A 15,953-nucleotide genomic window follows, 5' to 3' on the forward strand; every position below is an offset into this window, starting at 1 on the left:
ACCCAGCCATGAAGAAGAACCCGAACTCTCCCAGCCCCGAGCGCCGCCGCTTCCTGAAGGCCGCCGCGGGCTTCATGGGTGCCACCCTCTTCGGGGGCATCCCCTTCCGCGCCTTCGCGCAGGCGACGAACCTGGCTGCGCCGGACCGTTGCTTCGTCTTCGTGTACTTCAACGGCGGCTGGGATCAGCTGCTGGCGTTCGATCCCAGGGATCCGACGGAGTTCACGCCGGAGCGGGCGTCCGAGACGCGCATCCTGCCGGGCTACAACCTCATCAACGACTCGCGCTTCTCGGCCATGCCGCTGGTGCCGGAGAAGGGCGGGGTGCGCTCCAACATCGCCTTCGGGCCCGCGGTGGGCCGGCTGTCGGAGCACTTCGACCTGATGACCGTGGTGCGCGGCATCAACATGACGACGCTGGGCCACGACGTGGGCTTCCGCTACTTCCTCACGGGCAAGCGGCCCATCGGCAGCGCGGCGCGCGGCTCGTCCACCGCGACGGAGATCGTCGGCCAGTTCAAGCCGGCGGTGCCCATCCCCTCGGTGGCCTACAACATCGAGTCGTACAACGACCGCTACCCCGGCTTCGCCAACTCGCTGCGCGTCAGCCGCACCGAGGACATGCTGCTGACGCTGTCGCCGAGCCCCACGGCGCTGGACAGCGAGCTGGAGAAGCAGCTGGTGGACTTCCGCGGCCAGCCCATCTCCTGCGAGGCGGCGGCCTACGGCGCGCGCGGCGTGGGCACCACGTACGAGAACAGCCGGGACCAGATGCAGGCGGTGCTCTCCAACAAGCTGGACCAGTCGTTCCGCTTCGAGAGCCCGACCGACCCGTACGCGGCGGAGGTGCGCCAGCGCTACAACCTGCCGACCACCAAGCCCGGCAACGGCTACGACTCCACCGAGGCGGGCCGCGCGGCGCTGGTGGCCACCGCGCTGAAGAAGGGCATCAGCCAGTGCGTGTCCATCAACCTCACGGGCGGCCTGGACACGCACTTCGGCACGCAGCTGACGCACGCCAACAACCAGCGCCGCGGCTTCGACGCGCTGGCCCTGCTGGTGGATGACCTGCGCGCCTCGCCGCACCCGGCGGGCGGCAACTTCATGGACCACACCACCATCATGGTGTTCTCCGAGTTCTCCCGTACCCCGCTCATCAACGCCAGCGGCGGCCGGGACCACCACCTGTCCAACAGCTGCCTGCTGATGGGCGCCGGGGTGCGGCACAACTACGTGTACGGCGCGAGCGGTGACATCGGCATGTCGCCGGGCACGTTCGACCTGCGCACGGGCCAGGCCACGCCGACCGGTGAGAACATCCTGCCGGAGCACGTCATCGCCACGGTGCTGGCGTCCGCGAAGCTGGACTACTCCATCACGCGCGTGTCGCCCCTGCAGCCCATCCTCGCCTGAAGCTGAAGCAGACTTGAAGCAGATGAAGACCCGAACCCTCGCCGTCCGGGAGAAGGGTGGAGTCCGTCTCTCCGCCCTTCTCCTCGTCCTCGCCGCCGCGTGCGGTGATTCCTCCTCCTCCCTGCCGCTGGAGCGTCCCCAGCCCGCGGCGTTCCAGCCGGCGCAGGTGGCCTCCAAGGTGGCGCTGGCGTCGGGCTCGGGCTTCGCGGACCAGACGGGAGGCGGCGTCTTCGTCTCCACGGATGGCAAGGCGGTCCGGCTGCGGCTGGACGGCTCGCGCGCCCAGCTCGAGAGCCACCCGGGCAACAAGGTGGTGCCGGGCAAGGCGCTCGCGGCCTTCCGCCTGGGGCCCCGCTCCGCGCTGGTGGAGACGGACACGGGCCTGTTCCTCGCGGACGCCGGCTGGCTGATCGCCCCGTCCTGGAGCTCCGCGCTGGGCGTGGGCACGGTGGCCACGGCGCAGACGGCGGATGGCGCGTCGTGGCTGGCGCACGCCTCGGGCCTGTACCGGCTGCACGACGGCCAGCTCTCCGCGCTCAAGGTGGACGGCGCGCCGCTGGAGAACATCACCCAGCTGGCCGCGGCCCCGGCGGAGGATGGGGCCCCGGGCCTGTGGATGCTGCGCGACGGCAAGCCGTACGTGGCGGTGGCCACGGCGGCCAACGTCTACCAGGTGCGCCCCGCCTCCCTGGCGCTGGAGGAGAAGGAGACGCTGGTGTCCATCGCGGGCCTCACGGCCTCGAAGGACCAGGGCGCGGAGCTGTGGGTGCTCACCTCGGAGCGCCTGCTGCGCCGCAAGGACGGGACGTGGCGGCGCGTGGAGTTCGCCCAGCGGCCGGTGCAGATGCTGGGCGCCGGGCGCTTCCTCTGGGTGAAGTCCGCCGATCAGCTGCTCGTGTATGACGCGGACGCGAACTCGTGGGGCACGGCCGCGGGCCTGGAGACGCGCGAGTTCCGCTTCCTGGCGGCCGACGAGAGCGGGTGTGCCTGGGTGCAGCTCGGCCCGGACTCCGTGGCCATCAGCCGGGCTCCGGCCCCGCGCGTCATGGGCCTGAACCAGGGCTCGCGCGTGGTGGAGGACTCCCGGGTGATCCAGGCCGTGCCGCCCGCCGGCGGCGAGGTGCCCACGATGCTGTTCCGCATCGCCGGCGCGGAGATCGCCGCGCAGGGCCCCGAGTACAGCCTGGGGGGGCTGGAGAAGGACGGCTCGCTGCGGCCCTTCTCCTTCGCCGCCCTGGACAAGGGCATCCACTCCCTGGAGGTGGTGGCCCGCTTCCTGGATGGCACCGAGGCGAAGCGCTCGGTCCACTTCGACTTCCAGCCCGTCGTCGCGGTGGAGGTGGGCTGGGAGAAGGACATCCTGCCCATCTTCCAGTCGCGGTGCGCCAAGTGTCACGTCACCACGCCGGGCCGTCCGCTGTCCACCTACGAGCTGTGGAAGCAGAACGTGGACCTCATCTCCGCGGCGGTGCGTGATCAGCGCATGCCCGCGGACGGTCCTCTGGATCCGCAGCTCATCTCCCTCATCCAGCGCTGGGCCGCCTCTGGCACCAAGCCCTGAGCCGTCCTCAGGAGGCACCTCGTCATGTCCCGACTGCTCGCTCGCGCGATCTGTGTGCTCGCGCTCCTGTCCCAGGCCTGTGGTGGCGAAGAGGACCCCAAGCCGCCGGAGCCGCCCGTGGTGGACCCCTGCGAGGGGCTGCCGCCGCTGACGCTGAAGGCCGAGCCGGCCCGTCAGCGCGTGGCGGGCGCGGTGAACCTCACCGCCACGGGAGGCAGCGGCTTCTACCGCTTCCGCGCGGAGCCGGGTGGCTCCACCGGAGAGGTGATCGGCCGCCGCTTCATCGCCGGGCCCACGCCCTCCACGGACACCCTGGTGGTGGAGGATCTGCAGTGCTCCGGCTCCGCGCAGGCCACGGTGCAGGTGCTGGCGGCCTTCGACGTGTCGCCGTCCCGGGCGATGGTGCGCCCTGGCACCAGCTTCCAGGTGGAGACCGCGGGGCTGCTCGGCAACGCCGAGTTCACCCTGCCGTCCGGCCCCACGGGCAGCACCATCACGACGAGCGGCGTCTACACCGCGGGGCCCAACCCGGGCACGGACCTGGTGCGGGTGAGGGATCTCCAGTCCGGGGACGTGGCGGTGCTCGAGTTTCAGGTGAGCGCCAGCGCGAGGCTGCGCGGCAACCCGTCGGTGATGGCGCTGCCGTCTGGCTCCTCCATCCCGCTGGGCACCACGGGCGGTAGCGACGGGGTGACGTGGACGAAGGTGTCCGGCCCGGGCTCCATCGTGGGCGGCTCCTTCCAGTCCCAGGCGGGCTCCACGGGCGTGACGGTGCTGGAGGCGACGGACCGCTTCACCAAGGACACGGCGCGCATCTCCATCCGCGTGCTGGACGAGCTGAAGCGCCCCTCGCTGCCCCACGGGCGGCTGACGGACGTGGCCACCGTCGTCGCCGCCGACTTCGACGGAGACGGCCTGCAGGACGTGGCCGTGGGCCAGCGCGAGAGCGATCTCAACCGGCCGCTGGGCGGCGCGGTGTTCATCTTCCAGGGCACCTCCTCGGGGCTCTCGCAGCAGCCGGCGTGGGTGCTGACGGGCCAGACGGACACGGCGGCCTTCGGCGACATGCTGGCGGCGGGTGACCTGGACAAGGACGGGCGCGCGGAGCTGGCGGTGGGCTCGCCTGGCGCGGACATCACCGGCGCGGACTCGGGCGCGGTGTACCTGTACCGCTGGGGGGACAGCGGGCCGGAGCTCATGCGGCCGCCGCTCACCGCCGTGGCGCGCGGTGGCGCCTTCAGCACGGGCCTGGCCATGGCGGACGCGGATGGAGACGGGGACCTGGACCTCATCGTCGGCGCGCCCGCGGGAGACCTGGCGCCCTCGGCCCAGGTGTCCCGCCGCGGCACGGTGGAGATCTTCTCCGTGACGCCGGGCCAGCCCATCCCGGACCTGCCGGCCATCCGCCTGGGCGGCTCGGACCTGTCGAATGCGGGCGTGCGCATGTCCCGCAGCAACACGGACCTGGGCCGCGCCATCGTGGCGGCGGACTTCAACGGGGACGGGCTCACGGACATCGCGGCGCTGAGCAAGGTGTCCCGCTACAACGCGGACGGCACCCTGGCCTCGGCCACGTCCCTGGTGTCGGTGTCGGTGTTCTTCGGCCGCGCCGAGGGGACGCGCTTCCGGGAGATCCCGGACGTGTACGTGCTGCCCATGAACACGGCGGACGGCAACGAGGGCACCTGGCGCCTGGGCGTGGCTCCGGCCGAGGCCGGCCGGCCCGCGCTGCTCATGACGGTGGCGGACCGCGCGGACTCGCCGAACCTGAGCTCCAGCGGGGGCAACCCGGCGGCCGCGGATGCGGGTGGGGCGCTCCTCTTCAACCTGAGCGCCTACAAGCCCACGGGTGAGCCCGCGGACAAGCCCGTCCAGCTGCCGCGCGCCGCGGCCTTCGCCAGCATCTACGGTGAGGCGGCCAACATCTTCGCGGGCCGGAGCTTCGCGGTGGGCGACGTGGACGGACAGCCGGGCTCGGAGCTGCTGCTCGGCGCGCCGTATGCCTCCGCTCCGCCGAACAACAGCGTGCGTTACGCCGGCCGGGTGCTGGCCTACCCGCTGGCCTCGCTGACGCAGGGCGCCGCCATCAACAAGCCGCTGGCGGTGATCCACGGGCAGAACAAGTCGGACGTGCTGGGCGTGGGCCTGGCCTCCTGGAGCGGGCCGGGTGGAGCGGGGCTGGTGGCCTTCTCCGGGCGTGCGTCGTCGGAGGCCGGGGCCTTCACCGGACGGCTGGAGGCCTTCACGCGGGCGGGCGCGTCGCTCGCCGAGTGGACGCGGAGCGCGCTGGCGGTGCCGGCGAAGCCCGCGGTGGAGCGCTTCGGAGAGACGGTGGCGGCGGCGACGGGCGTGGGCGGTCGCGCCTTCGCGCTCGTCGGCTCGCCGGGCTACTCGGGGGCTGGGACGCAGGGCGACGGCAATGATCTCAACGTCGGCCGGGCCTTCACCTACGACGCGACGCAGGGCACGCCGGCGGCCATGGTGGCCGAGGGCGCCAGCGCGCCGGTGGTGAAGGGGCGCAACGTGGGCACGGACGTGACGTTCACGGACTTCAACGGCGACGGGCGCCCCGACGCGGTGGTGGGGGCTCCGGGCTTCACGGTGCCGAGCGCCTCGCAGACGGCGGACCTCGCGGTGTACGCCGCGCAGAAGACGGGGTGCATCGCGACGGGCACCCAGGGCGTGGGCGGCCTGCTGGTGTCGCTGCAGCAGACGGACGGCTCCTTCAAGGATGCCTACCGCCTGTGGGCGCCGCTGCAGATCCCGGGCTGCACGCCGGAGACGGACGCGCGCTGCCGGCGGGCGCAGATCGGCCGCGGCGTGGTGGGCGGCTTCGACTTCAACGGCGATGGCCTCAAGGACATCGGCGCGCTGCGCAACAACGGCTTCGAGGTGTTCCTCGGGCGCGCGGCGGATGACAGCTCGCTGACGAAGCTGACGATGGGGTGCGATCCGCTCTACTTCACGGATGGCTCCGGGACGCGGCAGACGTCCGTGCCGACGGCGCTGGGAGACCTGAACGCGGACGGCTGCGAAGAGGTGGCCTGGCGGTACACGGAGACGAACCGCTCAGGCATCATCATCCTCTTCGGCTACAACCCGGCCGGCGGCCGCTGCGGTGGGCGGACGACGGCTTCGTGGGTGCGGCTGGCGGCGGACGGCGAGGTGGGCGGGAACTTCCTGGGGCTGGGCGTGGCGATCGCCCGGGCCGGCAGGTTCCTCAACGATGGGAAGGAGCGCCTGGCCGTCAGCGCGACGAGCGTGCCGTTCGACGACGTGACGCAGCCGGCGGTGCTGCTCTTCGAGACCGCGCAGCTGGTGGCGAAGCGGCCCGCGTCGGGCGAGGCGCTGGTGGGCGCGGTGGGCACCGGGCTGTCCACGGTGACGCTGGTGCACCGCACGCGCGCGGTGAACTTCGGGCGCGCGCTCGAGGGCGGCCGGGACTTGTCGGGTGACAACATCCCGGACCTCATCGTGAGCGCGACGGGAGCCTCGGAGGCGTCGGATGGTGGAGGCGCCGTCTACATCTACGCGGGCGGAGCGGAGTCGAAGGGCAAGCTGACGCCCTGGCTGACGATCGCGGGCGATGTGACGGAGCGCTCCAACTTCGGGCAGGACCTGGCGCTCACGCCGGGTGGGCAGGGCAGCCCTCCGACGCTCGTCATCGGCGCGCCGACGAGCTATCGCTCGGGCACCCAGAACGGCACGGCGTTCGCGTTGCCGCTCGCGTTCTGATGGGCGCGGGGTGCACGGTCCCTCACAGGCCCCCCGCACGCTCGCCACCCGGAATACCGGGCGGGCCTGCGGGGGTTGAGCAGGGAAGCCATGCCCATCAAGACCAAGCGCTGGTGCGTTCCCGCGGAGCCGGATGACGGCCTGCGTGTCCTGGTGTGTCGCTACAGGCCGCGGGGGCTCCCCAAGGCGAAGGAGACGTGGAACGTCTGGCTGAAGGACCTGGGGCCCAGCCCGGAGCTCTTCGACGCCTTCTATGGCAAGGGCCGGATGCCCATCACCCTGGACGAGTACCGCGAGCGCTACACCCGCGAGATGGAGGCGCAGCGCGACACGATCGCCGAGCTGGCCAGCCGCGTGGACAAGGGCGAGACGGTGACACTGCTCTGCTCGAAGGACTGCATCCTCGAGCAGGCGTGCCACCGCACCCTGCTGGCCCAGCTCATCGAGGCCGCCCGGCAGCGTTAGGCGGGCCTCCACCGGGCAGCGTCACGGGAGCTTCTGCTTCAGCTTCATCCCCTCGGCGAACAGGTCTCCCACCGCGCCCAGGCGCTTGTGCAGCGTCTTCAGGTTGAAGCGAGTCGGGTCGAGGCGCTTCGTCACCTCGCTCCACTTGAGCGGAGCGGAGAAGGGCGCTCCATCCACGGCGCGCAGCGAGTAGGGTGCCACCACCGTCTTGCCGCGCCCGTTCTGGCCCGCGTCGATGTAGAGCCGGCCGTAGCGCTTGTTGATGGCGCGCTCGGTGGTGGCGATGTCCCTCAGGTCCGCGGCCAGCGAGTTGGCCACCTCGTTCGAGAACTGGACGACACGCTCGTGGGAGTACCCGGCGCGCAGGGGGACCATCACATGGATGCCCCGCTTGCCCGACGTCTTGGGGAAGCTCTCCAGCCCGAGCGACTCCAGCTTCTTGCGCATCGCCGTGGCGACGGTGATGAGGTCCGCCCAGGTGCCCTTGCCGGGATCCAGATCGAACAGCACCCACTCCGGCTGCTCCAGCTTGGGGGCGCGGCTGGACCACATGTGGATGGTGAGCGCGGACTGGTTGGCCAGCCACAGGAGCGCGTCCGTGTTCGTCACGTTGACGTGATCGATCTCCCGGTCCACGTGCTTCACGTGGAGGGTGGGCAGCCAGTCGGGCTTGCCGGACATGTCGTGCTTGAAGAAGCCGGGGGCCTGGATGCCGGCGGGCCACTGCTGCACGGAGATGGGGCGGTGGGCCAGCACCGGGACGAGCAGCGGAGCCACCTCGCGGTAGTACTCGAACACGTCCTCCTTGGTGTACCCGTCCTTCGGATACACCACGCGGTCTCCGTGGGTGAGGCGGGCGCGGCCCTCGGTCATCGGCGGCTCCTCCGCTGCCGGGAGCCTCGCCGATCGGGCTGCCTGAGCGGTAGGGGCTCGTCGAGTGCCGGTGGCGCGGGAAGTCGCTCGCTTCGCCGCCGCGCGCTTCCGGGGGGGCGCGGCCTCCGTCTTCCGGGTCCGTCCACGCGCCGCCGGGGCGCGCTTCGTCCGTGGCAACTCGGCCGCCTCCTTCTGCTTCACCGCCTGGCCGCGAACGTGGGTGGCGGGGCGCTCTCGCACCACCTCGTCCGGACGCTTGTCCGTGCGCAGGCCCTGGAACACGGGGTGGCGCAGGCGGCCGTCGTTCGTCCACTCGGTGAAGTGGACCTGGGCCACGTACTTGGGCTGCACCCATACGGCGCCCGCGCGCTTCTTCGCGTCCACCGCGACGGGGGCATCCACGCGGATGCGCTCGAGCAGCTCGCGCAGCTGGCGGCGGACCTTCGTGTCGAAGCCCGTGCCCACCTTGCCCACGTCGTGGTAGCCGTCCTTGTCCTTCACGCCCACCAGCAGCGCGCCAATCTCGTTTGCGGCCCGCTCGTTCTTGATGGGCAGGAAGCCGATGATGACGACCTCCTGGCCGGCGATGACCTTCTGCTTCAGCCAGTGACTGGAGCGCGAGCCCACATACGGCGAGCCCTTGCGCTTGGCGATGAGGCCCTCCCAGCCGCGTCGCTGGGCCTCCTTGAGCGCGCGGTCCAGCGGGAGATCGATCCGCTCGGAGCTCTGCAGCGGGGGCTTCACGCCCGACAGGAGGCTCTCCAGCAGCTCGCGCCGGGCCTCCAGGGGCTTGTCCCGGAGATCATGTCCATCCAGCCAGAGCAGATCGAAGGCGACGAAGCGCAGCTCTCCACCGCTCTGGTTCTGGAGGAGCTGGAAGCTGGAGCGGCCCTTCTTGTCCAGGGCGACCACCTCGCCGTCGATGACGGCCTCGGAGACGCGCAGCCGCTTCAGCGCGTCCGCGACGGAGGGGAAGCGGCCGGACAGATCATTGCCGTTGCGGCTCTTGAAGGAGAGGCCGCTGCCGGAGAGCGCGGCGATGGCGCGGAAGCCGTCGTACTTCACCTCGAAGACGTGGGTCTCCTCGCTGGCCTCCTCGGGCGTGGAGAGCCGCGCGAGCATGGGCGGCCACACGCGCTGGAGCAGCGTCTCGGCGGGTACGTGGGGGCGCTCGAGCGCGCTCCTGCGCACGGGGCCACGCGTCTCGCGGCGGCCGGACTTCACGGACTCGGGGCGCTCGGCGGTGACGTCGTAGGAGGGATTCTCGGTGCCATCCAGCGCCTTGAAGCACAGCCACTGGCTCTTGGTGCCGTTCATCCGCGTGCGGATGAGGTGCCAGCGGCCCTGGAGCTTCTCGCCGTGGAGCTCCACCACCAGGTGACCCTTCTCGCGCTGTTCATGGGCCTTGCCGGGCGGCACGGTGTCGTAGGTGCCCTCGTCCCAGAGCAGCGAGTCTCCGCCGCCATACTCCTCGTCGGGGATGCGGCCCTCGAAGCGGGCGTAGGACATCGGGTGGTCCTCGGTCTGCACCGCGAGCCGCTTCGACTTCGGGTCGTAGCTGGGGCCCTTGGGGATGGCCCAGCTGGCCAGGGCGCCGTCGATCTCCAGCCGCAAGTCATAGTGCAGCCGGGTGGCGTCATGCTTGTGCACGACGAACATGGGCTCCGAGCCGGTGCGCTCGAGGGGCACGTCGGGAGACGGCTCGGAGGTCTTCTGGAAGTCGCGCTTGGCGCGGTAGGTCTGAAGCGATGGTCGTCGGGTCTTCACCCACCTAGGGTGGGAATGCTCCCGGCTCCGTGCAATTCCTTGATCAGCGAGGGAAAGCGGAGAAGGGAGACACCAGGCGCCCCGGGCCCCCGCCTCACGGCCGAAGGGCATGCTGCCAACCGGTCCGACACTGACCCGGGCCTCGGGGCGCTCCACCGTCACCCGCGGGTGCACTCATCCCCTGGAAGGCACGAGCACGCCTCGCGTCGGGGCGCTCAAGAGCGCCACGCTCCATCAATGCGAAGATAAGGATGGCAAGGCTTCTGGCCAGGGAATCGAAAAGGCTCGCCTGCCTGCCGGGCATGAGGGCGGCACGGAGGAAGGGGCGGGCGTGCACATCTTGAGCCCACGGAGGAATCGATGATCGAGGCTCTGGGCTGGTTCAGCTCGTTCGTGCTGGTGCTGACCATCAGCAGTCAGGTGTACAAGCAGTGGCGTTCCGGGACGAGCGAAGGCGTCTCGAAGTGGCTCTTCGTGGGGCAGATCACCGCCTCCGTGGGCTTCACGATCTACAGCATCCAGGTGGGCAACTGGGTGTTCGTGGTGACCAACGCCCTGATGCTGCTGAGCGCCATCATCGGCGGCATCATCGTGATCAGGCACCGGCGCGCGCGCCGCCGAGGCGCGAGCCGGCCCGTCGAGGCGCGCCCTCAGCGCGCCGTGCACGCCTGAGCCAGGCCTCTGCTGAGAACGATGCCGAGCGATCAGGGCAGGTAGGGCTCCATGGCCGCGACCCCCTGAAGGAAGGTGGTCGCCGCGCTTCTCCTCCTACGTGTCAGCTTCTGTTCCCGCCCTGCCGATTTCGCATAACGTGCGTGGGGTATGCTCCCTCTTCGGCTCGGCTCTCTCGTTCCTCTCGTTGTTGTCTTTGTTGGCTTCGGTGCCCAGGCCCAGCCGTATGAACGCTGGCGGATCGACGGGCAGCAGCTGTGTCACAAATCCAGGACCTTCACCTATGCCCTGAGCGCCTCCGGGCAATACCCTACCGCCGCGGAGCGGTCCGCCGTCGCGGCCGCGGTCAACGCCTGGGCTCAGGCTGCGAGCACCTGCTCGGACCTCGTGTTCGAGCAGGCTCCGGATGTGCCCCACGGGACGCCGATTGCCTATGACGGAAAGACGCGGGTGAGCTTCCGCAGGGTGAGGTGTGCGGACGTCGTCCCTCCCACGGATGCCTGTTACAACGACGACTCCTGTGCGGACAAATACGACTGCTGGGAGTACGAGTCCTATGTCATCTCCATGCCGAGAATCACCTTCGATCAGAACACGGGAGTGATTCGCGCGGCTCTGCTCGAGATCAATGCCAGTGCAGGCAATCTCACCACGGACGACGGGAAGCCCTGTGTCGGCCCCGTTGCCCCTGGCTGTGTCGGGTGGGACGTTCAACGCGTCATGACGTCGGCCATCGGTCAGGCGCTGGGGTTCGCGCTGATCACGCGCTTGGACTCCACGATGGTGAAACGCGTGACCTGGGGCGAGACCCGCCAGCGCGTCATCGACCCTGGCACGCTCCAGGGAATCTGTGAGCTCTTTCCTCCCGGGCAGCCCACGCCCGAGTGCCCTCCTCTCGAGTCCCCGGATGGAGGAACCACCGTCGATGGAGGAACCGTCGCCGATGGTGGAGCTGGCCCGGATGCCGGAAGCGTCACGGATGCGGGAACCAGCGCGGATGGCGGAACCAGCGTGGATGGCGGAGCCGGCACGGATGGAGGGCAGCCGGGAGGAGAGGAGGAACCTCCTTCCGATGAGCCAGCCCCCGCCAGGTCCGGTTGCAGCACGACCCCCGCTGCGCCTCTGCTCGCGGCGCTCGTGCTCCTTCTGGGAGCTCGGCGCTTCCGTGGACGCGGCAAGGTCTGATCAGGAAACCCGAGCCACCACCAGGCAGGCTGGGGCCCACCAATAGGAGTACAGCAGCCGTCGCTCGACCTGCGCGAAGCCAGCCTCGCGCAGCAGCCCCTCCCACTCGGAGATGGGATGCTCGAAGGTGGTACGGGTGGCCCCGCGATCCACGTAGCCGAACATCACGGGCATCAGGAAGCCCTGCGCCACCGTCTCGAAGTCCACCCCCGCGTACTCGGCCAGCCCCACGCGGTAGCGGGTGAGCACATGCCGCACGAGCTCGGGCCTCAGCGGCTCGTCCATGCGCGGAGCATCGAACTCGGCCACCAGCAGCGCATCGCAGTGTGCGCGCAGCCACGCCAGCAGCGCGGGCCTCTCAGGCGGCGGGAGGTTGTGGAGGCTGAAGGTGGCCTGCGCCACCTCCCACCTGCGCGACTGCATGCGGGGCTCGGCGGCGAGCGCCTGCAGCGTCCCCGCGAAGGTGTCGAAGCCCACGCCCCGGGTGGAGAGCTCCCGCGTGGTGCGCTCGAGCAGGGGCGCCGCGGGCTCCACCAGCGTCACCCGCCGGACCTCGGGCGTCAGCGCGGGCAGCAGCGCCAGCCCATCTCCCACGCCGATGTCGAGCAGCTCGAACGGCCTGCCCGGATAGCAGCGGGAGAGCGCCGCGCTCGTCTCCTGGTACAGCGGCACGTTGCCACCGCCCCGGATGAACGCCGCGAACCCCTCCGCGGACACGTAGACGTTGCGCTTGCCCTCCCGAGTCACCCGTGCGAGGTAGGTCGCCGCCGCACGGGGCAGTGGATCCTCCGGAGAGGCCCGCGCCGCATCTTCCGCGAAGGCCGTCGCCTCGGCATAGCGCTCATCGGCGAAGGCCAGCATCGCCAGATAGAGGAGGCTCTCCGGGGAGGACGGCGTCAGGCGAGCGGCGGCATCGAGGCCCCCGTCGCGGTAGTGGCTCCAGACTCGAAGGAAGTCATCGCTCATATGACCAGGACCCTCATGAACCCGAGTGACCGATCCTACATGGAGCGAGCCGTCGAGCTCGCGCTCCAGTCCGAGCGCGAGGGCAACCTGCCCGTCGGCGCGCTCCTGGTGCTGGACGGGGCCATCATCGCGCAAGGCATGAGCTGCGTGCTCCGCCCCGTCTATGACCCAGGCGCGCACGCGGAGATGCGCGCCCTGTCCACGGCGGACAAGTCCCTGTGGCCGCGCACTCGGCAGATGACCTGCTACACCACGCTGGAGCCGTGCGCCATGTGCATGGGCGCGCTGCTGCTGCATGGTGTAGGCCGGGTCGTCTTCGGCGCGAACGACGTCGAAGGCGGGGCAGGGCGGATGCTGCCCCACCTGCCGCCGTACTACGCCGGCAAGAAGATCTTCGAGTGGGTGGGTCCCATCCTGCCCGACGTGTGCGATCCTCTCTACCGACGGACGGACGCGGGCTTCGCCAGGCTCCCCGTCGGGCGTGACGGGCTGGGCTGAGCTCCTGCACGAAGGTGGTGTCCTGAACCGCCGGAGCCGAGCGCTTCACATGGATGAAGGCTCCTGAACACTCGCGGACCGGCCTGCACGTCGAGCGCCAGGCGTGCCACTCTCGGCACACGGGAAAGAAGGAGCCCCGCCTCACTCCGGGGTGGAGTGGGACGGGGCGGGTGCCCGCCTGCTTCGTCTCCGCTCAGATCAGCGGACGCGGCTGACGGTTCAGCTCGTCGGGACCCTTGAGGATGGAGGCGTTGCCGCCGTGCTGCAGGCGCTGGTCCTCGCTGTAGGGCGCGGAGAATGTCTTCACCAGCTTGTTGTAGGTGCCCAGGATGAGGATGCTCGGCGCCCACTGGCCCACGAAGTTGGCCCAGGTCTTCTTGTTGAGCAGCATCAGGGTGGCGCTGACGGCCATCGCGCCGATGGCGAGTCCCAGAAAGCTCACGGAAGGAACTCGCTTCGTCACCTGCTCGATGCTCGAGGTCGCCACGTCTTCGTTCTTCATGCTCCGTCCTCCTGCTGGAAGTGGGTGTGTGGAGCAAAGGTGCGCATGACGCGAGTGCTCGCATCCGCCGCCTGCTCGCCTGTCCTCCGGCCGGGTTTGCCGCAAACACGCCCTGGCGCCTGGAGGTGGGTTGGCGTCCGGGGACGGCCCACGCACATTGGCCGGGATCTGCTCAAGGAGGGTAGGAGATGGCGGAGAAGTCCGAGGTGGCGAAGCTGCGCAGCCTGGCCCAGCTGGATGCGGATGCCGTGGGGGCCTACGACGCGGCCATCGCCCGGGTGAGCGAGCCCCTGGTGCGCGAGCGGCTCAATGACTTCCGCGTGGACCACGTGCGCCACGTGCAGGACCTGAACGCTCTCATCCAGCAGTTCGGCGGCGAGCCGGTGGAGCTCAAGCCGGACCTCAAGGGCACGGCCATGAAGAGCCTGACGGCCGTCACCAGCATGATGGGCACCGAGGCCGCCCTGGTGGCCATGCTCGGCAACGAGGAGTTCACCAACCGGGCCTACGAGCTGGCCCTCCAGTTCGACTGGAGCCCCGAGGTGCGCTCGCTCATCCAGAAGAACCGCGAGGACGAGTACCGGCACGTGACGTGGATTCGCGACGCGGTGCGCACCCGCCCCTGGCTGCGCGAGGGCGCCACCGCCGCGGAAGGCTCGGAAATCCAGGCCTGAGGCCGTTTTGGCGAGCCCGCCGATATGCCGGGCCGCCCAGAACGTTAAGCTCCGGGGAATTTCCGCCCAATTTCGTCGGGAGGGGCTCGGATGCGTCTGGCGTTCATCGCTGGGGTTGTAGCCATAGGTGTGCTGGCGGGCTGTGCCACGGCGCAGTATGGGGCCAGCGGCATCCCCGACGAGGAGGCCATCTACGACCTGCCCCTCGAGGAGGTATGGCCCTCGGTCCGCCAGTACTTCGTGGACAACGGCCTGTCCTACCGCGAGGACAAGGGCACGTACGTGCTGGAGACGGACTGGCGCGAGGAGTTCGGCGGCTCTCGCGTGGCGGGCTTCTGGCACCGCTACATGGTGGTGGGCAAGCGCGACTCGCCCTCCACCAGCAAGCTGTGGATCTTCCGCATCACCCGCAGCGCCAGCGACACGCTGGCCAAGGCCGGCTCGCAGATCGACTGGGGCGTGAGCCGCTCGCTGGGCGGCGCTGGCGGGAGCGAGACGGGCGGCGGCGGCCTGGGCGCGGTCGGCGACGAGAGCGGGCCGGCGAACAACAGCATCGAGGACATGGCCGCGTTCATGAGCCAGCCGCAGGGGCAGAACGCCATCACGGGCGGCTCCCGGGACGGCCAGCGCGACCTCGTCATGGAGTGGAAGGTGTTCAACGGCATCGCGCCGGTGGTGGCTCGCATCAAGGAGGAGCAGCTGCTGAAGGAGGCCGCGCCCGGAGCGGGGAAGGTGGCGGCCAATCCGCCGAAGGCGAAGGCCGGCTCGGCGCCCCTGATCGAGTGCGGCATGCCCATCATCGGCCTGTCTCCGCAGGTGAAGCGCGGCGGGGTGATGATGCTGGGCGAGCTGCACGGCACCCAGGAGGTGCCGCGCTTCGTGGCGCAGGGCGTGTGCCAGACGGCGGCCGCGGGCACGCCGGTGTCGGTGGGGCTGGAGCTGCCGGTGGAGAACCAGGAGCGCGTGGCCACCTTCATCCGCAGCGCCGGCACGGATGACGACTGGCTGAAGCTGATGGAGGCGCCCTTCTGGCGCAGCCCCTTCCCGGACGGCCGCAGCAGCGAGGCGGTGGCGGGCCTGCTGGATCAGCTGCGTCGGCTGCGCGCCCAGGGGCTGGACGTGGACGCCTTCGTGTTCGACCACCCCAAGCTGCAGGGGCAGGAGCGCGAGACGGCCATGGCCAACACGGTGCTGGGCTTCGTGCGCAAGGGGCAGGATCGCTTCTTCATGCTGGTGTCGGGCAACATCCACCCGCGCCTGGCCAGGGGGCTGCCGTGGGACGGCAAGTACGAGCCCATGGGCCGGCTCATCCACAAGGAGGTGGAGGACGCGGTGGCGCTGGACATGGCCTACAACACCGGCACGGCGTGGATCTGCGCGGTGGGCCCCCAGGGCCAGCAGCTCGAGTGCGGGGTGAAGGAGGCCAAGGGCAAGGACAACGGGGACCGCTACTTCGTGCACCTCTGGGATGACCCGGACAAGAACGGCTTCACCGGCGTCTTCTACGTGGGCCCGGTGACGGCCTCGCTGCCGGCGGTGCGGCGGGGGCTGGGGCGCCCCGGGGCGGATGACAACTCCGTCCACTCGCGGTCGGCTCCCCAGAGCCCCCGGCTGTCGCGTCGTTGACCGGTGGACCTGGGGCT

General features: G+C 70.4%; 12 protein-coding genes. 9 read left to right on the forward strand and 3 right to left on the reverse strand.

Features of this window, described 5'->3' with window-relative positions; genetic code table 11:
- Nucleotides 1-8 precede the first annotated feature (8 nt).
- From KY572_RS13970 to KY572_RS13985, 4 genes are all read left to right on the forward strand, one after another.
- Nucleotides 9-1,412 carry a DUF1501 domain-containing protein gene (locus KY572_RS13970; RefSeq protein ID WP_224243095.1) on the forward strand — a complete coding sequence of 468 codons (1,404 nt, stop codon included), beginning with the start codon at nt 9-11 and terminating at the stop codon, nt 1,410-1,412.
- 22 nt (nt 1,413-1,434) lie between these two features.
- On the forward strand, nt 1,435-2,973 hold the full coding sequence (locus KY572_RS13975) for a hypothetical protein (RefSeq protein ID WP_224243096.1): 1,539 nt from the start codon (nt 1,435-1,437) through the stop codon (nt 2,971-2,973).
- A 24-nt stretch (nt 2,974-2,997) separates the two neighbouring features.
- The gene (locus tag KY572_RS13980; protein WP_224243097.1) at nt 2,998-6,708 is read left to right on the forward strand and encodes an FG-GAP-like repeat-containing protein; all 3,711 of its coding nucleotides are present in this window, start codon (nt 2,998-3,000) and stop codon (nt 6,706-6,708) included.
- Between the two features lie 90 nt (nt 6,709-6,798).
- The gene (locus KY572_RS13985; protein WP_224243098.1) at nt 6,799-7,173 is read left to right on the forward strand and encodes a DUF488 domain-containing protein; all 375 of its coding nucleotides are present in this window, start codon (nt 6,799-6,801) and stop codon (nt 7,171-7,173) included.
- A gap of 21 nt (nt 7,174-7,194) precedes the next feature.
- Here the strand turns inward: KY572_RS13985 and ligD are convergent, their stop codons facing one another.
- A complete protein-coding gene (ligD, locus tag KY572_RS13990; protein ID WP_224243099.1) occupies nt 7,195-9,813 on the reverse strand; it encodes a DNA ligase D in 2,619 nt (872 codons plus the stop codon).
- Between the two features lie 360 nt (nt 9,814-10,173).
- Here ligD and KY572_RS13995 point away from each other — a divergent pair, with 360 nt between their 5' ends.
- Both KY572_RS13995 and KY572_RS14000 read left to right on the forward strand, forming a co-directional pair.
- Nucleotides 10,174-10,485: a hypothetical protein gene (locus KY572_RS13995; RefSeq protein ID WP_224243100.1), complete on the forward strand. Its 312-nt coding sequence runs from the start codon at nt 10,174-10,176 to the stop codon at nt 10,483-10,485.
- Nucleotides 10,486-10,635: 150 nt separating this feature from the next.
- Nucleotides 10,636-11,670, forward strand: coding sequence for an MYXO-CTERM-anchored inactivated metalloprotease (locus KY572_RS14000; protein ID WP_224243101.1), 1,035 nt, complete (start codon nt 10,636-10,638; stop codon nt 11,668-11,670).
- Here KY572_RS14000 and KY572_RS14005 read toward each other — a convergent pair whose 3' ends face one another.
- Nucleotides 11,671-12,636, reverse strand: a complete 966-nt coding sequence (locus tag KY572_RS14005) for a class I SAM-dependent methyltransferase (protein WP_224243102.1) — start codon at nt 12,634-12,636, stop codon at nt 11,671-11,673.
- On the opposite strand from KY572_RS14005, the gene KY572_RS14010 reads away from it, so the two are divergent.
- Entirely contained in the window at nt 12,637-13,134 is a 498-nt protein-coding gene (locus KY572_RS14010; protein WP_224243103.1) for a nucleoside deaminase, read from the forward strand.
- 193 nt (nt 13,135-13,327) lie between these two features.
- On the opposite strand, the gene KY572_RS14015 is transcribed toward KY572_RS14010, so the two are convergent.
- Complete coding sequence (locus KY572_RS14015; RefSeq protein ID WP_224243104.1) at nt 13,328-13,636, reverse strand: hypothetical protein; 309 nt, start codon at nt 13,634-13,636, stop codon at nt 13,328-13,330.
- Between the two features lie 188 nt (nt 13,637-13,824).
- Here KY572_RS14015 and KY572_RS14020 point away from each other — a divergent pair, with 188 nt between their 5' ends.
- Complete coding sequence (locus tag KY572_RS14020) at nt 13,825-14,310, forward strand: ferritin-like domain-containing protein (RefSeq protein WP_224243105.1); 486 nt, start codon at nt 13,825-13,827, stop codon at nt 14,308-14,310.
- 90 nt (nt 14,311-14,400) lie between these two features.
- Nucleotides 14,401-15,936, forward strand: a complete 1,536-nt coding sequence (locus tag KY572_RS14025) for a hypothetical protein (RefSeq protein ID WP_224243106.1) — start codon at nt 14,401-14,403, stop codon at nt 15,934-15,936.
- Nucleotides 15,937-15,953: the final 17 nt, after the last annotated feature.

It is taken from the genome of Hyalangium gracile, from assembly GCF_020103725.1.
Taxonomy (GTDB): Bacteria; Myxococcota; Myxococcia; order Myxococcales; family Myxococcaceae; genus Hyalangium; species Hyalangium gracile.